The organism is Seohaeicola saemankumensis (assembly GCF_021021435.1).
Taxonomy (GTDB): domain Bacteria; phylum Pseudomonadota; class Alphaproteobacteria; order Rhodobacterales; family Rhodobacteraceae; genus Seohaeicola.
On record NZ_JAINWI010000016.1, the window covers coordinates 47,059 to 63,121 of the forward strand.

The 16,063-nt window shown below is 60.8% G+C and carries 19 protein-coding genes; 17 read left to right on the forward strand and 2 right to left on the reverse strand.

Annotated features, from left to right (window positions below; translation table 11 throughout):
- The first annotated feature begins 5 nt into the window (after positions 1-5).
- Genes K7H22_RS15000 through hemA form a run of 4 tightly spaced genes read left to right on the forward strand, consistent with a single transcriptional unit; the run spans position 6 to position 3,456 of the window.
- On the forward strand, positions 6-302 hold the full coding sequence (locus tag K7H22_RS15000) for a hypothetical protein (protein WP_230801688.1): 297 nt from the start codon (positions 6-8) through the stop codon (positions 300-302).
- Entirely contained in the window at positions 299-1,417 is a 1,119-nt protein-coding gene (gene acsF, locus K7H22_RS15005; RefSeq protein ID WP_230801689.1) for a magnesium-protoporphyrin IX monomethyl ester (oxidative) cyclase, read from the forward strand. The genes K7H22_RS15000 and acsF overlap by 4 nt, the downstream gene beginning before the upstream one ends.
- On the forward strand, positions 1,417-2,226 hold the full coding sequence (gene puhE, locus K7H22_RS15010) for a putative photosynthetic complex assembly protein PuhE (RefSeq protein ID WP_230801690.1): 810 nt from the start codon (positions 1,417-1,419) through the stop codon (positions 2,224-2,226). The genes acsF and puhE overlap by 1 nt, the downstream gene beginning before the upstream one ends.
- Before the next feature lie 15 nt (positions 2,227-2,241).
- The gene (gene hemA, locus K7H22_RS15015) at positions 2,242-3,456 is read left to right on the forward strand and encodes a 5-aminolevulinate synthase (RefSeq protein WP_230801804.1); all 1,215 of its coding nucleotides are present in this window, start codon (positions 2,242-2,244) and stop codon (positions 3,454-3,456) included.
- 60 nt (positions 3,457-3,516) lie between these two features.
- On the opposite strand, the gene K7H22_RS15020 is transcribed toward hemA, so the two are convergent.
- Positions 3,517-4,044, reverse strand: a complete 528-nt coding sequence (locus tag K7H22_RS15020) for a peroxiredoxin (RefSeq protein ID WP_230801691.1) — start codon at positions 4,042-4,044, stop codon at positions 3,517-3,519.
- Positions 4,045-4,234: 190 nt separating this feature from the next.
- Here K7H22_RS15020 and K7H22_RS15025 point away from each other — a divergent pair, with 190 nt between their 5' ends.
- From K7H22_RS15025 to K7H22_RS15085, 13 genes are all read left to right on the forward strand, one after another.
- Positions 4,235-5,107 (forward strand): NAD(P)-dependent oxidoreductase, encoded by an 873-nt coding sequence (locus K7H22_RS15025; protein ID WP_230801692.1) that lies wholly within the window; start codon positions 4,235-4,237, stop codon positions 5,105-5,107.
- 45 nt (positions 5,108-5,152) lie between these two features.
- On the forward strand, positions 5,153-6,115 hold the full coding sequence (locus K7H22_RS15030) for a 2-hydroxyacid dehydrogenase (RefSeq protein ID WP_230801693.1): 963 nt from the start codon (positions 5,153-5,155) through the stop codon (positions 6,113-6,115).
- A gap of 133 nt (positions 6,116-6,248) precedes the next feature.
- Positions 6,249-7,388 (forward strand): TRAP transporter substrate-binding protein, encoded by a 1,140-nt coding sequence (locus tag K7H22_RS15035; protein ID WP_230801694.1) that lies wholly within the window; start codon positions 6,249-6,251, stop codon positions 7,386-7,388.
- A gap of 70 nt (positions 7,389-7,458) precedes the next feature.
- The gene (locus K7H22_RS15040; RefSeq protein ID WP_230801695.1) at positions 7,459-8,043 is read left to right on the forward strand and encodes a TRAP transporter small permease subunit; all 585 of its coding nucleotides are present in this window, start codon (positions 7,459-7,461) and stop codon (positions 8,041-8,043) included.
- Between the two features lie 54 nt (positions 8,044-8,097).
- Entirely contained in the window at positions 8,098-9,522 is a 1,425-nt protein-coding gene (locus tag K7H22_RS15045; protein ID WP_230801696.1) for a TRAP transporter large permease, read from the forward strand.
- Positions 9,506-10,864: an amidase gene (locus K7H22_RS15050; RefSeq protein WP_230801697.1), complete on the forward strand. Its 1,359-nt coding sequence runs from the start codon at positions 9,506-9,508 to the stop codon at positions 10,862-10,864. The genes K7H22_RS15045 and K7H22_RS15050 overlap by 17 nt, the downstream gene beginning before the upstream one ends.
- A gap of 4 nt (positions 10,865-10,868) precedes the next feature.
- Entirely contained in the window at positions 10,869-11,030 is a 162-nt protein-coding gene (locus K7H22_RS15055) for a hypothetical protein (protein WP_230801698.1), read from the forward strand.
- A 167-nt stretch (positions 11,031-11,197) separates the two neighbouring features.
- Positions 11,198-11,992 carry a UDP-2,3-diacylglucosamine diphosphatase gene (locus tag K7H22_RS15060; protein WP_230801699.1) on the forward strand — a complete coding sequence of 265 codons (795 nt, stop codon included), beginning with the start codon at positions 11,198-11,200 and terminating at the stop codon, positions 11,990-11,992.
- Complete coding sequence (locus tag K7H22_RS15065) at positions 11,989-13,119, forward strand: ceramide glucosyltransferase (RefSeq protein WP_230801700.1); 1,131 nt, start codon at positions 11,989-11,991, stop codon at positions 13,117-13,119. The genes K7H22_RS15060 and K7H22_RS15065 overlap by 4 nt, the downstream gene beginning before the upstream one ends.
- Positions 13,120-13,123: 4 nt before the next feature.
- Positions 13,124-13,696, forward strand: coding sequence for a DedA family protein (locus K7H22_RS15070; RefSeq protein ID WP_230801701.1), 573 nt, complete (start codon positions 13,124-13,126; stop codon positions 13,694-13,696).
- Positions 13,693-14,397 (forward strand): glycosyltransferase family 2 protein, encoded by a 705-nt coding sequence (locus K7H22_RS15075; protein WP_230801702.1) that lies wholly within the window; start codon positions 13,693-13,695, stop codon positions 14,395-14,397. The genes K7H22_RS15070 and K7H22_RS15075 overlap by 4 nt, the downstream gene beginning before the upstream one ends.
- 52 nt (positions 14,398-14,449) lie before the next feature.
- Positions 14,450-14,800: an MbcA/ParS/Xre antitoxin family protein gene (locus K7H22_RS15080; RefSeq protein ID WP_230801703.1), complete on the forward strand. Its 351-nt coding sequence runs from the start codon at positions 14,450-14,452 to the stop codon at positions 14,798-14,800.
- Positions 14,800-15,312 (forward strand): RES family NAD+ phosphorylase, encoded by a 513-nt coding sequence (locus K7H22_RS15085; protein ID WP_230801704.1) that lies wholly within the window; start codon positions 14,800-14,802, stop codon positions 15,310-15,312. Before K7H22_RS15080 ends, K7H22_RS15085 begins: the two co-directional genes overlap by 1 nt.
- On the opposite strand, the gene K7H22_RS15090 is transcribed toward K7H22_RS15085, so the two are convergent.
- Entirely contained in the window at positions 15,309-16,061 is a 753-nt protein-coding gene (locus tag K7H22_RS15090; RefSeq protein ID WP_230801705.1) for a DUF1028 domain-containing protein, read from the reverse strand. The two genes, K7H22_RS15085 and K7H22_RS15090, sit on opposite strands and share 4 nt — an antisense overlap.
- Positions 16,062-16,063 lie beyond the last annotated feature (2 nt).

The following is a 16,063-nucleotide window of genomic DNA, read 5'->3' on the forward strand; positions in this document are numbered from 1 at the left end:
CCGATATGGGACTACTGACAAAAGAGGTTGAACACGCCCCCTGCACCGTCGAAGTGAGCCACAGGTTCGAAAGCCTGCATGCCCACGTGAAATTCAACAATGGCGCCGTGATCTATCCGGGTGATGAGGTCAAGGTGCACGGGCCGCAGATCATGGCCCCTTACGGCGAGGTGGTGATCGAGCAGCGCGATGCCACGATCTACCGCGCCAGCAAGGTCGAGCGGCTCTGGACACGTCTGACCGGTGATTTCGAGTTCATGGAATTGTGCGAATTCTCCTTCTCGGAAGAGGTGACACTATGAACATGCATTCCGCCGATGCCCGCACCGTCGAAGAAGCGCTTGCCACGCAAGAGGCCGCGCAGGAAAAATTCGACAGCGAAACCGCCACGCAAGTCGCCATGCAGGACACCCTGCTGACGCCACGCTTCTACACAACCGATTTCGACGAGCTTGACGCCGTCGATGTCAGCCCAGTTCGTGCCGAATGGGACCAGTTGATCGCCCAGATGCAGGCCGATCCTAACCGTGGCCATTTCAAGAAGAACGAGAACTGGGATCACGTCGACTGGGACGGGATGGAGCCGCAGTTGAAAAAGGAATTCCTTGATTTCCTGATCAGCTCCTGCACCGCCGAATTCTCGGGCTGCGTGCTTTACAAGGAAATGAAGCGGCGCGGCAGCAATCAGGACATCACGCAACTGTTCCAGTTGATGGCCCGCGACGAGGCACGCCATGCCGGTTTCATCAACGACGCCCTGCGCGAAGCTGGCGTTGCGGTGAACCTCGGCTTTCTGACGCAGAAGAAGAAATACACCTATTTCCGGCCGAAATTCATCTATTACGCCACCTATCTGTCGGAAAAGATCGGCTATGCCCGCTATATCACGATCTTCCGCCATCTGGATGCGAACCCCGAATTCCGGTTCCACCCGATCTTCAAATGGTTCGAGGAATGGTGCAACGACGAGTTCAGCCATGGCGAGGCTTTTGCCCTGCTGATGAAGACCGACCCTAAACTGACCAGCGGAATCAACGTTCTGTGGATCAAGTTCTTCCTCACGGCGGTCTATTCCACGATGTATGTGCGCGATCACCAGCGGCCCGCTTTCCACAAGGCGCTGGGTGTCGATCCCGACTGGTATGCCCATGAGGTGTTTACCAAGACATCGGCGCTGTCGCAGCAGATCTTCCCGATCACGCTGGATATCGAACACCCCCGCTGGCAGCGCGGTCTGGTGCGGCTGCAAAAGGCAAATGCCGATCTGGCACGTGCCAAGACACAGACCGGACTCGGGGCGGCGATCACACGCCTGACCTCGCAGGCCCGTGCCGCAGCGGCCTTTGTCTCGCTGTTCACGATCCCGTCGAAAAAGCATGCCGTTCCTGTGTCCACCCGGATGGAGCCCGCCTACTGATGTTCGACAATCCATGGATCGCAGGCCTTTCGGCCCTTTTCGTCTGGTGGTTCTCTACCGGTGTGATCCTGATGGCCGTGCGCTATGCCGACAGGCATGGCGCGCGTGCCTGCACTATCTCGACATGGGCGGCACTGCCGCTGTTCGGCCTCGGCCTTTACGGGCTTTACGCGACCTTTAGCGATACATCCGTCACAGGGGCCTATCTGGCCTTCCTGTCGGCGATTGCTGTCTGGGGCTGGATCGAACTGGCCTTTCTGACCGGCATCATCACCGGCCCGAATGCCCGCCCCTGCCCCGAAAAACTGCCCGAATGGGAGCGGTTCATTCGCGCATGGGGCACCATCGCCTATCACGAGATGCTTCTGGTCGCGACGATGATCCTGATCCTGCTGGTCGGCTGGGGTGCGGAAAACGCCTTTGGCCTGTGGACATTTGTTGTGCTGTTCTTCGCCCGTGTCTCGGCCAAGCTGAACCTGTTTTTCGGTGTGCCCAAGATCAATGTTGAATTCCTGCCAAGCGCACTGGCGCATCTACCCAGCCATTTCCGCCTGTCGCGGCTGAACTGGGTCTTTCCCTTCTCGGTCACCGCGCTGACCTTTGCCGCCGCCTGCTGGCTGGAACGGCTGTGGGCGGGGGAAACGGCAGGCGCGATCACCGGCTTCACATTATTGACCGCCATCACCGCACTGGCCTTGCTGGAGCATTGGCTGATGGTGCTGCCGCTGCCCGACGAAAAACTCTGGCGCTGGATGTTGCCCGCGCCCAAACCCGCTCACCCCAATACCCTACCCCTTGAAAAGACATAAGACATGAGGACGCCCATGGACTACGACGCCCTGTTTCAAAGCCAGCTCGACGCATTGAAGGCCGAAGGCAATTACCGCATCTTTGCCGAGCTCGAGCGCAAACGGGGCCAGTTTCCGCGCGCGATCAGCCATGGCGAGAATACCCCCGATCAGGTCACCGTCTGGTGTTCCAATGATTACCTTGGCATGGGCCAGCACCCCGTCGTGATCGACGCGATGAAAGCCGCCGTGGACAGTTTTGGCGCAGGCGCTGGCGGCACGCGCAACATCTCGGGCACCAATCACGCGCATCTGCTGCTAGAACGCGAGTTGGCCGATCTGCATGGCAAGGAATCGGCGCTGCTGTTCACCTCGGGCTATGTGTCGAATTGGGCAGCACTTGGCACATTGGGCGCGCGCCTGCCCGATTGCATCATCCTGTCGGACGAGTTGAACCATGCCAGCATGATCGAAGGCATCCGCCACAGCCGCGCGAAAAAGGTGATCTGGAAACATAACGATCCCAAGGATCTTGAGGCGAAACTGGCCGCCCTGCCCGCCAACGCGCCCAAAATCGTCGCCTTTGAAAGCGTCTATTCGATGGATGGCGATATCGCCCCCATCCGCGAGATCGTGGAAGTTGCCGAGAAGTACGGTGCCATGACCTATCTGGACGAGGTGCATGCCGTCGGCATGTACGGCCCGCGTGGTGGCGGTGTCGCCGAACGCGATGGGCTGATGGACCGCATCACCCTGATTGAGGGCACGCTTGGCAAAGCCTTTGGCGTCATGGGCGGCTATATCACCGGCTCGGAAGCGCTGTGCGATTTCATCCGCTCCTTTTCAAGCGGGTTCATCTTCACCACCGCCCTGCCGCCCGCTATCGCTGCCGCCGCGCGCGCCAGCATCGTGCATCTGAAAAACTCCAGCGCCGAACGTCTGGCCCAGCAACAGCAGGTTGCACGCCTGCGCGCCATGCTGGACCGCGCCGGTATCCCGCATCTGGACAATGACAGCCATATCATTCCGGTGATGATCAAAGACCCTGTCAAATGCCGCCAGTTGGCGGATATCCTGATGCAAGATTTCGGCATCTATGTGCAGCCGATCAACTATCCGACCGTGCCGAAAGGGACCGAGCGTTTGCGCTTCACGCCCTCGCCCTTCCATTCGGATGCCGATATCGACCATCTGGTTGCGGCCCTGACCACCTTGTGGAAACGCTGCGCTATCGCGCATGCCGTCGCCTGACGACAGGGCTTTTGCACAAGACCACCCCGCGCATTTGCGGGGCGGTCCTAGCATCAGTTCTCAACTGTTCTGCAAATAGGCCAGCATGGTCTCGGCACCCGATACCTTGACCGGCACGCCGGCGGGATTGTCGCGCAAGCCCGCTTCGGCAAAGATCTTTTCGATCCGCCCGTCATCCACCAGCATCGAATAGCGCCAGCTTCGCATCCCCAACCCTTGGGTGGAGCGGTCGACAAGCATCCCCATCAGGCGAGTGAAATCGCCGTTGCCATCCGGCAGCATAAACACGTTTCGGATGCCGAGTGATTTGGCCCATTGATGCATGACAAACGCATCGTTCACGGCCAGACAGACAATCGTGTCGATTCCCGCCGCGATAAAATCGTCAAAGTGGCGCTCGTAGCCCGGCAGATGGCTTTCGGAACAGGCGGGCGTGAAGGCACCGGGTAGCGCAAACAGCACAACGCGCTTGCCTGCAAAGATGTCCTTGCCCGTGATCGTCTTCCATTCGAACGGATTCTCACCCCCCAGCGCAGGGTTTCGCACGCGCGTCTGAAAGACGGTCTCGGGCACGATCTGTTGCGTCATTCTGATTTTTCCTTTGTCACCATATTGAATGAAATCATGGGATTGCCCGTGGCACGCAACATACCTGCTGCACTCGCGCGGCGTGAATATACAAGTGCCTGACATGTATCTTTCATGGCTTGCCCCTTGCAATCGCCACGTTAGCTGGACACAAAACACTCCGACGACAATCATGCAAGGGAAGAGGCTGATGGCAAAACTGGCATTTCTGGGACTGGGCGTAATGGGGTATCCGATGGCAGGCCATCTGGTCGCCAAAGGGCATGAGGTCACAGTCTACAACCGCACCGCCAAAAAGGCCGAGGCCTGGGTCAAGCAGCATGGTGGCGCGATGGCGACAACCCCGCGCGAAGCCGCCGAGGGTGCGGATTTCGTGATGGCCTGCGTGGGCAATGACGACGATCTGCGCGCTGTCTGCACAGGCGATGACGGCGCCTTTGCGGGCATGACCAAGGGTGCGATCTTTGTCGATCACACCACGGTTTCCGCAGCCGTGACCCGCGATATGTTTGCGGCAGCACAGGCCGCAGGGCTTGGGTTTGTGGATGCGCCGGTATCGGGCGGGCAGGCAGGGGCCGAAAATGGTGTCTTGTCGGTCATGTGTGGCGGGGTGCAGGCGCAGTATGACGCGGCAGAGCCGGTGATCGCCGCCTATGCCCGTATCTGCCGCCGGATCGGCGACAGCGGCGCAGGCCAGATGGCCAAGATGTGCAACCAGATCGCGATTGCCGGTCTGGTGCAGGGCCTGTCCGAGGCGCTGCATTTTGCCGAGAAAGCAGGGCTGGACGGTGCAGCCGTGGTCGAGGTGATCAGTCAGGGGGCCGCAGGCAGTTGGCAGATGTCGAACCGCTATAAAACCATGCTGGACGACCATTTCGAACATGGTTTCGCAGTGGACTGGATGCGCAAGGATCTGGGCATCTGCCTTGATACCGCGAATGAGACAGGGGCCAGCCTGCCTGTGACAGCGCTGGTGGACCAGTTCTACAAGGATGTGCAGAAAATGGGCGGCGGGCGTTGGGATACATCCAGCCTGATCCAGCGCCTTCGCAAGATGGGCTGAACAGCCCCGCTGCCCGTTCCCAGGACCCGTTCAAAGGACAGACCGATGGCCAAGCCGAAACTGCTGATCACGCGCAAACTGCGCGGCGATGTCGAGGCGCGTGCCGCGCGCGACTATGATGTTATGCTCAACCCCGATGACAAGGTGTTCTCGACCGACGAACTGGTTGCGGCCTGCCGCAAGGTGGATGCCGTTCTGCCCTGTCATTCCGAGCATTTCAGCGCCGAAGTGATCGACGCCATCGGCCCCGGTCTCAGGATCATCGCCAACCATTCGGTGGGCACCGATCACGTCGATCTGGCCGCAGCGAAGGCGGCAGGGGTCGTGGTGACGAACACGCCCGATGTGCTGTCGGACGCGACGGCAGAAATCGCGATCCTGTGCATGTTGGGGGCTGCGCGTCGCGGGGCCGAAGGCGATGCGATGGTCCGGTCCGGCCAGTGGAACTTCTGGTCGCCCGCCTTCATGGTGGGTCGTCAGGTCACCGGCAAACGGTTCGGCGTGCTGGGAATGGGCCGCGTGGGGCAGGTCACGGCAGATCGTGCGCGCGGCTTCGGGATGGAAGTGCACTATCACAACCGCAGCCGCCTGCCCGCGCATCTGGAAAAGGGCGCGGTCTTCCATGACACGCTGGAAAGCCTGCTGGCCGTATCGGATGTGCTAAGCCTGCATTGCCCTGCCACGGCGCAGAACAAGGGAATCATCAACGCCGATACGCTGGCCCTGCTGCCGGACCGCGCCATTATCGTGAACACCGCCCGTGGCGCACTGATCGACGAGGATGCGCTGGTCGCGGCACTCCGGTCGGGCAAGCTCTTTGCGGCGGGGCTGGATGTGTTCCAGACAGAACCGGGTGGAAATCCGGCACTGTCGGCCTTGCCCAATGTCTTCATGTTGCCGCATATCGGCTCGGCCACGGAAGAAACCCGCGATGCGATGGGCTTCAGGGCGCTTGATAATCTGGATGCGTTCTTCGCCGGACAAGAACCCGGCGACCGGGTGGCATGATCGGCCCTGCGAGAGCGTGAAACGGAAATCTGGTCAGGTTTTCTTACCAGCTATTGCATTTTTGGTATTCCGATTTAGGATGGGGGTCGATTGCATGTCGCACTAAGCGACTTCATCGTCTGGGAGGACACCAATGACTGATACACGTGATGCAGCGCGGCTTTCGCGCCGTTCTTTCCTGCGCAAGGGTGCGCTTGGCGGGTCTGCCGCAGCAGCCAGCGCGCTTGCTGCCCCTGCTGTTCTGGCCCAAGCGCCGATCGTAATGAAGATGCAGACGTCGTGGCCGGCGTCGGACATCTGGATGGATATGGCGCGCGAATATACCGCCCGCGTCGAGGCTATGTCGGGTGGTCGTCTGACCATCGACCTGCTGCCCGCCGGTGCCGTTGTCGGCGCGTTTCAGGTCATGGACGCTGTGCATGACGGCGTGATCGACGCCGCGCATACCGTGCCTGTCTACTGGTACGGTAAATCCAAAGCCGCGTCGTTCTTCGGCACAGGTCCGGTTTTCGGCGGTTCGGCCACAACCATGCAGGCATGGTTCTATCAGGGCGGTGGTGCGGAATTGTACCGCGAACTGACGCAGGACATCCTTGGTTTGAACGTGATCGGCATGATGGGTATGCCGATGCCCGCGCAGCCCTTCGGCTGGTTCAAATCCGAAGTGAACACCGTCGCCGACCTTCAGGGTTTCAAGTACCGCACCGTGGGTCTGGCGGCTGACCTGCTGCAAAGCATGGGTATGTCCGTGGCACAGCTTCCCGGTGGCGAAATCGTCCCCGCGATGGAGCGTGGCGTGATCGACGCATTCGAATTCAACAACCCCTCCTCCGACCGTCGTTTCGGCGCGCAGGATGTGGCCAAGAACTACTACCTGTCATCCTATCATCAGGCGTCCGAATCCTTCGAATTCCTGTTCAACCGCGACTTCATGGAGGACCTGCCGGAAGATCTGCAGGCGATCCTGAAACATGCGGTCGAAGCTTCGTCCACCTCGAACACCGCTCTGGCGATGCGCGAGTATTCCAAGGATCTGGCAGAGTTGCAGACCGATGCCGGCGTGACCGTGCACCGCACCTCGAAGGACATCCTTGCCGGACAGCTGGCCGCATGGGATACCCTGATCGCGGATCTGGAAACCGATCCCTTCAACAAGAAGGTCATGGACAGCCAGCGCGCGTGGGCCGAACAGGTCGCCTATTACGAGCTGATGAACGCACCCGATCTGGGTCTGGCGTTCGAGCACTATTTCCCGGGCAAGCTGAAACTCTAATCAGCCGGAAGGCGCAGGTGACCCCTGCGCCTTCCTTCGCCTGTGACGCGTCCCGCACGGAGTTTGCGTAATGCTGAACTACATCCGATTTGCCGACAGTCTTTCAGCATGGTTCGGCAAGGCCTTTGGCTGGCTGGTCATCCTGATGACGGTCGGAATGAGCTATGAAGTCATGGTTCGTTACCTGTTCAACCGCCCGACACCTTGGGCATTGGATATCAGCTTTATCATGTATGGTACGTTGTTCATGATGGGGGGTGCCTATACCCTGTCGCGTGGCGGCCATGTGCGAGGCGATTTCCTGTATCGGCTGTGGTCCGACCGCACGCAGGCCAAGGTCGACCTGACACTCTATGTGCTTTTCTTCTTTCCCGGCATTTTGGCGCTTGTCTTTACTGGCTGGAAATATGCCAGCCGGTCATGGGGCTATGCCGAGGTTTCGGTCAACAGTCCGGCGGGCATTCCAATCTACCAGTTCAAGACCGTCATTGTCGCAGCAGGTATCCTGTTGCTGATTCAGGGCGTCGCGCAGGTTTTCCGCTGCATCATCTGCATCCGCGAAGGCACATGGCCCCCGCTGGCATCGGATGTCGAGGAAACCGAGACACTCCTGATGAAAGAAATGGCGCAGAAACAACCTCAAGACCAGCTCTGATGGTCTGACGATCAAGCCACCCTTTCCTGACCTTCCAGTTTTGGAGTCCATGCCGTGACCGATCCCCAGATCGCCTTGACCATGCTTGGCATCTTTATTTTCTGCGTGTTCCTTGGGTTTCCCATTGCGTTCACTCTTATGGCCATCGGCATCGCATTTGGCTATTACGCCTATTTCGAGCCTTCCCGCATGTGGCGCGCCTTCAACCGGCTGGAAGAAGACGCCGGATGGTGGGATTCGACACGGTTATGGATCGAGGGGTTTTATAACAACCGAATATTCGACCTTTTTGTGAACCAGACCTACACGGTCATTTCCAACGAGGTTCTGACCGCGATTCCGTTGTTCCTGTTCATGGGCTACATCGTCGAACGCGCGAATATCGTGGACAAGCTGTTCAGCACGCTGGCCGTGGCCACCCGCAACGTTCCCGGATCTCTGGGTGTGGCCGCGCTGATCACCTGCGCGCTGTTTGCTACCGCCACCGGCATCGTCGGCGCAGTTGTCACCTTGATGGGCCTGCTGGCGCTGCCGCAAATGCTCAAGATGCGCTACGATCACAGCTTTGCCACCGGCATTATCTGCGCGGGCGGCACCCTGGGCATCCTGATCCCGCCCTCGATCATGCTGATCGTCTATGCGGCCTCCTCGGGTGTGTCGATCGTGCGGCTTTACGCGGCCGCGCTATATCCCGGTCTGGTGCTGGTAGGTTTGTATCTGACCTACATCGTTGTCCGGTCGATCCTGCAACCGTCTTTGGCGCCCAAGCCCACCAAGGAAGAACTGCCCGAAGTGCCGCTTGGCAAGATGCTGTGGATGCTGGCAACCAGCTTCCTGCCGCTGGCTATTCTGATCCTGTCGGTGCTGGGCTCGATCCTGTTCGGTCTGGCAACCCCGACCGAGGCGGCATCCATCGGCGCCTTGGGCGGCATCGTGTTGGCCATCGCCTACCGCGCGATGACCTTCGACCGCTTGCGCGAAAGCGTCTATCTGACGGTGCGAACCACCGCGATGGTCTGCTGGCTCTTTGTCGGCTCCTACACCTTCTCGGCCGTGTTCAGCTATCTGGGCGGGGAACATGTGATCGCTGAATTCGTCAAGTCGCTGGACCTGACGCCGATCCAGTTCCTGATCATCGCACAGCTGATCATCTTCCTTCTGGGCTGGCCGCTGGAATGGTCCGAGATCATCATCATCTTCGTGCCGATCTTCCTGCCGCTGCTGCCCTTGTTCGAGATTGACCCGCTGTTCTTCGGTGTGCTTGTCGCGCTGAACCTGCAGACCAGTTTCCTAACGCCACCTATGGCCATGAGTGCGTATTATCTCAAAGGGATTGCGCCACCGACTGTGAAGCTGACCGAAATTTTCGCGGGTGTGTTGCCCTATTGCGGGATGGTTTTGATCGCGATGGTGTTGATGTACAACTTCCCGCAAATCGTGTTCAGCCTGCCGGACGCCTTCTATGGCCCGCAGCGATAAGGCGCAGGCCATTCTGGGGCTGGGGGCGGTCGAACTCCGTGACCGCCTTACCTCGGGGGCATTGCGTGCCGTTGATCTGGTCGAGGCCTGTCTGGTAAGGATAGCCGAGGTTGAACCACAGGTCGGCGCTTGGGCATGGCTTGACGGTGACCATGCGTTGCAACAGGCGCAACGGCTGGATCAATGGCGTCAGTCCGGCAAACCCTTGGGCCCGCTGCACGGTCTGCCGATCGGGTTGAAAGACATCATCGACACGAAGGATATCCCGACCGAGAACGGCACCCCCATCGACGCAGGACGAGTGCCGTCTGAGGATGCGTGGATCGTGGCGCGTCTGCGCGCTGCGGGTGCGATCATCATGGGCAAAACGGTCACGACCGAATGCGCCTTCATGCATCCGGGCAAGACCCGCAATCCGCATAATGGCGCGCATACGCCGGGCGGTTCCTCGCAGGGGTCCGCCGCGGCTGTCGCGGCAGGCATGGTGCCCTTGTCGATTGGCACGCAAACCGGCGGCTCGCTGATCCGGCCCGCATCCTTTTGCGGGATCGTCGGCATGAAGCCCAGCTTCGGGTTGATCCCGCGCACGGGTATCCTGCCACAATCGCCCTTCCTTGATACTGTCGGCGTCTTCGCCCGCAGCATCGAGGATTGCGCCCTTCTGGCCGAGGTGCTGGCAGGTCACGACCCCGCCGACAGCGCGACAGCCCCGCTGCCAATGCCCCGCATGCTGGCGGTGGCGCAATCCAAGGCCCCTGTCACGCCTGTCTTTGCCTTTGCCAAACCGCCCGGCTGGGATCAAGCCGATCCGCAGATGACAGCCGCGATCGAGGAACTGGCCGAGGTTCTGGGCGACCAGTGCTTCGAGGTGCCATTGCCCGGCCTGGACGAGGTTGCTGCCATTCGTCAGCGCATCAACTTCGCGGAAATGGCAAAATGCTATTATGGGTTGGAACGGCGCGGGCGTGATCTGATGTCGCCCAAGCTGACAGCCGCGATTGACGAAGGCAAAACCGTTCTGGCGCGCGACTATATCGCGGCGCTTGACTGGCGCGAGGTAATGACCGCCGGTCTTGATGCCATTTTTGCCCGTTGTGACGCGATCCTGTGCCCTGCGGCCCTTGGCCCTGCCCCCGAAGGACTTGACGATACCGGCAGCGCGATCTTCAATGGTCTTTGGACATTGGGCGGAATGCCCGCAATCACCTTGCCGGTGTTCACGGCAGAAAACGGCCTGCCGATGGGCGTGCAACTGGTCGGACGGCGCGGCGATGACGCGCGCCTGTTGCGGACCGCGCGTTGGCTTGCGACACATCTGGAAACACTGGATCAGCGGAGTTGAACAAATGAATAAAGTGATGGCGGTGTTTGCCTTTCTCGTGCTTGTCGCCTTTCTGGCGATCCTTTTGATCCATGTCCCCCGGCTGGATCTGATTGTGGTGATCGGTTTCACCGTGCTGCTTGCCGCATGGGATCTCTACACCACACACCGTCCGCGCAAGCGCTGATTCAAAGCCGGACAGCGCACTTAAACGAATGACCGACAAAGGGTGTCCCGCAAGGGTCGCCCTTTTCCCGTTATTGTCGCTGCATTGCAGCAAAACTGTCATATTCCCGTTGCCTTGCCCGCCGATGCTGCGCCCAAAATGTCCCGAAGAGGCAAGGAGCAGCAGCAATGGCCCACCCCCTGCGGTTTCACAGAACGCTTCTTCTGTCTGATCTGCATCTTGGCGCGCTTGGCAGCAGGGCCGATCTGATCCTGTCCTTCCTGCAAGCCAACCGTGCCGAAACCTATGTTCTGGCCGGTGATATTCTGGACCTGTGGCAACCGCTTCTGCCGCATTGGACGGACGAGGCGCAGCGCGTGCTGACCCATCTGCAAGACCGGCAGGCCAGCGGCGCCACTATCCACTACCTGCGCGGCAACCATGACCCCGATCCGAATTGTGCACCTGCACCCAAGCGGCTGGACGTGACAGTGCAGGACCACCTGATCCATACCAGCCCCGACAAACGCCGCTATCTGGTGCTGCATGGCGATATCGTGGATGCGCGGATGGTGCGCTCGCATGCCATGACGCGGTTCGGCAGCCGGGTCGACCACCTTTTACGGCGGTTGGATCGCGGCCTGTCGGTGCTGCGCCGTGGAACATCCGCCGAGGCCCGCAGCACGATCGAAACCCTGCTGAGCGGTGTAAACGCCATGCTCTACCGCAGCCGCAAACACGAACGCCAACTGGTCGAAATGGCGCGGCGTCTGGATGTGCAAGGCGTCATCTGCGGACATTTCCACATCGCCGACCTGCACGAGGATCACGGCCTGATCTACGCCAATTGCGGGGACTGGCTGGACAGCATGACCGCACTGGCCGAAGCGCATGACGGCACCCTCAGCCTTCTGTCGGGACGACCGGCAGAAAGCCCCGAAACCGGCAGGGCACAGGCACTCGGACAAGGGGGAATGGCATGATGGCGCTTGGACTGACGCTTGCCGCTGTGACGCTTCTGCTCCTGCATCTGGGCGCCGTCGCCCTTTACCTGCTGCGCCTTGCGCGCCCTGATCCTGTGGGCAGCGTCATCGGACAGCCCTTTGTCACCTTGCTGCGCCCTGTCTGCGGGCTGGACCCGTTCGATGATGAAACCCTCCGCGCCTCCTTCCATCAGAACTATCCGCGATACGAGGTCATTTTCTGCGCGCAAACTCCCGATGATCCGGTAATCCCGCTTGTGCGCCGCCTGATCGCGCAGCATCCGCACATTCCGGCCCGCCTGCTGATCGGTCTTGATCGCAAGACCGGCAATCCCAAGCTGAATAATGTCTGGAAAGGCTGGCAACAGGCCGCCGGTGACTGGATCTGCATGACCGACAGCAACCTGACGCTGCCGCGCAACTATCTGGCCAATGTGGTCGGATCATGGGGGTCCTCGACGGGGCTTGTCTCGTCCCCGCCCATCGGGATCATGCCGCAGAACATGGCAGGTCATCTGGAATGCGCGTTTCTGAACGGCAATCAGGCACTTCTGCAACATGCCGCAGCCAGCGCGGGCATGGGTTTCGCGCAGGGAAAGACCCTGTTTTTCAACAAACCCATGCTGGAACATGCAGGCGGCCTGCATCTGCTGGGTCAGACATTGGCCGAAGATGCCGCCGCCACGCGGGTCGTGCGCGAGATGGGGCGCAGGGTCAGCCTGACACCTCTGCCCTCGGGCCAGCCTATCGGAAAACGGTCGCTGAAACAGGTCTGGGACCGTCAGTTGCGCTGGAGCAGGATCAGGCGCGACGCCTTCCCGCTGCTGTTCATGTTCGAGATATTCAACGGCGCGCTATTACCTGTGACCTTCGCCTTTGCCGCATCGCTGGCGCAGGATCTCAATCCATTGTGGGGACTAGGCTATGCCGCGATATGGTATCAGGCCGAGCTTGGCCTGAACAGGCGTGCAGGCTGGCCGACCGGCTGGCACACACTGTCGCTTTTTATCCTGCGCGATCTGATGATGCCTGCGATCTGGCTGGCCACCTATCTCAGGCGCGGCTTTGAATGGCGCGGCACCCCCTTGGACCCGACCGCAGGCAATACCGCCCTGCCAGCCGCGTGATGCGATGACCGAGGCCGATCTCGGCGCGCTGGTCCGCCACTACGGGATGCTGGTCATTGCCCCGCTCGCCCTGCTGGAAGGTCCCGTGATCTCGGTCATATCGGGCTATCTGGCCAAGCTGGGGCTGATCCGCCTGCCGCAGGTCTATGCGGTTCTGGTGCTGGCCGATCTGGCGGGTGATGTCCTGCTCTATACATTGGGTCGTCAGGGGCGCGCAGGCATGGCGCTGCCGTGGCTGTCGGTGTTCGGTGTGACACGGCGGCGGCTGGCACGGGTATTGCGCGGATTTCGCGCCAAGGGCGGGCGGCTTCTGGTGATCGGCAAGCTGACCCATTCGGCAGGGTTTGCCGTCTTGCTGGCCGCAGGCATGGCCCGCATGCCGTTTGCCCGCTTCCTTGCGCTGAACCTACTGGCAACCCTGCCCAAAGTGGCCTTCTTTCTGGCTTTGGGCTGGTGGTTCGGCCGGATCGCGGACCGTGTCGGCAACTGGCTTCTGGGCGGCACAGTGCTGGTGCTGGCCTGTGCCGCTATCGCGATCACCTTCATGATCATCAACCGGAAAAGAGGTGCCGAATGACCCCTGAAGTCACATGCCTGATCCCTGCCCACAACGAGGCCCCGCGCATCGCCGCCGTGCTGCGCGCCGCCCTGCATCATCCGTTGATTGCCTGCGTGATCGTGGTCGATGACGGCTCGACTGACGGCACCGCGCAGATCGCGCAGGATGCGGGCGCCGAAGTGCTGCGCCTGCACCCCAATCGCGGAAAGACCGCTGCACTGGCGCAAGCGCTGGCACAGGTCGGCACCAGCCATGTGATGTTGCTGGATGCCGATCTGACAGGGCTTCACCCCACCGACCTGACACGCCTGATCGCCCCCGTTTTGCGTCGGCAGACCGACGTGAGCCTGTCGCTGCGCGGCAATGCCCCACGCCTGTGGCACTGGCTGGGGGTGGATTACATCACCGGCGAACGGGTGCTGCCAATGGCTTTGCTGACACCCTGCCTACACCAGTTGCCGGACCTGCCCCGCTTCGGGCTTGAGGTATTTCTGAACAACCGCATCAGGGCGGCAGGTCTGCCGATCGCCATTGTCAGATGGAACAACGTGGCAAGCCCTTCGAAATCCAGCAAACGCGGATGGCTGGCAGGGGTTCGGGCCGACATCGCGATGCTGCGGGATATCTCGCGCACCGTGTCACCGCTGACGGCCCTGCGCCAGATCGCCTTTCTGCGCGCCGCCGCCACAAAGCGGGATCGCAGCGTTGCAGGCTTGTAATCCGGTGCTTTTGACGCTATTTACCGTCAGTATGACCGGTTAGGAAGCAGATATGACGATCGCCCAATATGCTGAGTGCGGCTTGTTCGAGCCCAAGAAGATTGCCGCGATCCTGCGGACCAGCAGTGAAGAAATCGCGATGACGGTCGGCTTGGGCAAAGATGCCCTGCAACGCCGCGCGCGTATCCAGTCGGATCGGACGCAACGCCGCTTGCGCGAACTGGTCGAACTTCTCAACAAGGTGGAGCCGCGCTTTGGCTCGGAACTGATGGCCTATGCGTGGCTGCGTTCGGAACCGCTTGCGGGGTTTGACGGGCGCACCGCGATGCAACTGGTGCAGGATGGCAAGGCCCAGCAGGTGCTCGACTATATCGACGCGGTAGATGCGGGCGTCTACGCCTGATGCCTCTGGTCAAAGGGCGCTACAAGGGCCCACTTTACCGCGCACTGAACCCTGTCTATGCCCGCGATCCGCTGTCGGGACGCGGGGCAGCCCTTTATGGCGGCCGGTTCAACCCCAAGGGGGTCGCCACGCTTTATACCGCCCTTGATCCTGTCACCGCGCTGCGCGAGGCCAATCAGGTCGGCGATCTGCAACCCACCACGCTGGTCAGCTACCGCGCCGATCTGGGACCGGTTTTCGACACCCGCGAGGCACAGGCCCTTGCCGCGTATGACATGACGCCAGAGGCACTGGCCGATCAGGGCTGGCGCGCTGCGATGCTGGACGGGCGCAAGGTTCCCACGCAGGAATTTGCCAGGGCATTGATCAAGGCCGGTTTCGCAGGCTGTCTGGTCCGCAGCTTTGCCCAAGGCACGGGGGTGGTCAACCTCAATCTGGTGCTCTGGCGCTGGGATAGTGCCGACGGCCAGCTTGCGGTGGTCGACGATGAAGGCAGGCTTCTTCGAACCTAGCCCTTGTTCACCATATGTGACGCCGTGGGTCGGCCCGCCGCGATCCGCTCTGCCTCAAGCCTAGCGATTGTGTCGTCAATCGCGGTCCGGTCCACCATGCCGTGCGGGTTTTCGCGTGTCGGCATGGTTTCGGCCACATGCAGGAACCGTTCCTGTGCCACAGCGTAAAGGCGGCGCAGCTCGGCCAAGGGATCACCGTGATCATCAGCGCGGATATCCAGCCACGCGTAGTCCTGATCGCGATACAGAACCAGACAGGCCGATTGCTTGCCGCGTTTGTCGCCGCCCGCATCCTCGCCCGCCTGCATCGCGATCAGCAACCGCTCGGCCAAAGGCTTGTCCATCGCGGCTTGATAGGCCGCCAGCGTTTGCGCGATAACGGCAGGTCCTTCCAGCATATTGCCTGCAACAGATACGCCATCCGCCACCAGATGCCCGCACCAATCCACGCAATTCGCACCTGTAAACGCAGCGTTCCGCCCTTTTGCGTCGATCAGATGGAATTGCCGGTTCGGATGCCCGTCATCCCGCCCCGTCAGGACCCCGATGATCGCATCCGGCGGCGCGCCCGCCTCCAGCAGGCGCAGACCGTCAGGCCCGTAGGTCGGATTGACGAAAGCCTGCGTCGCCACTGCCCCCACCCGCCCTTTCAGGAAGGGCACCGCACAGCCCACCGCGAAAAAGCGGCTGGCCACCGCGATGCCCAGATGGCCGGTAGCAGGGTCACGCGCTACGATGGAATAGGTCATGG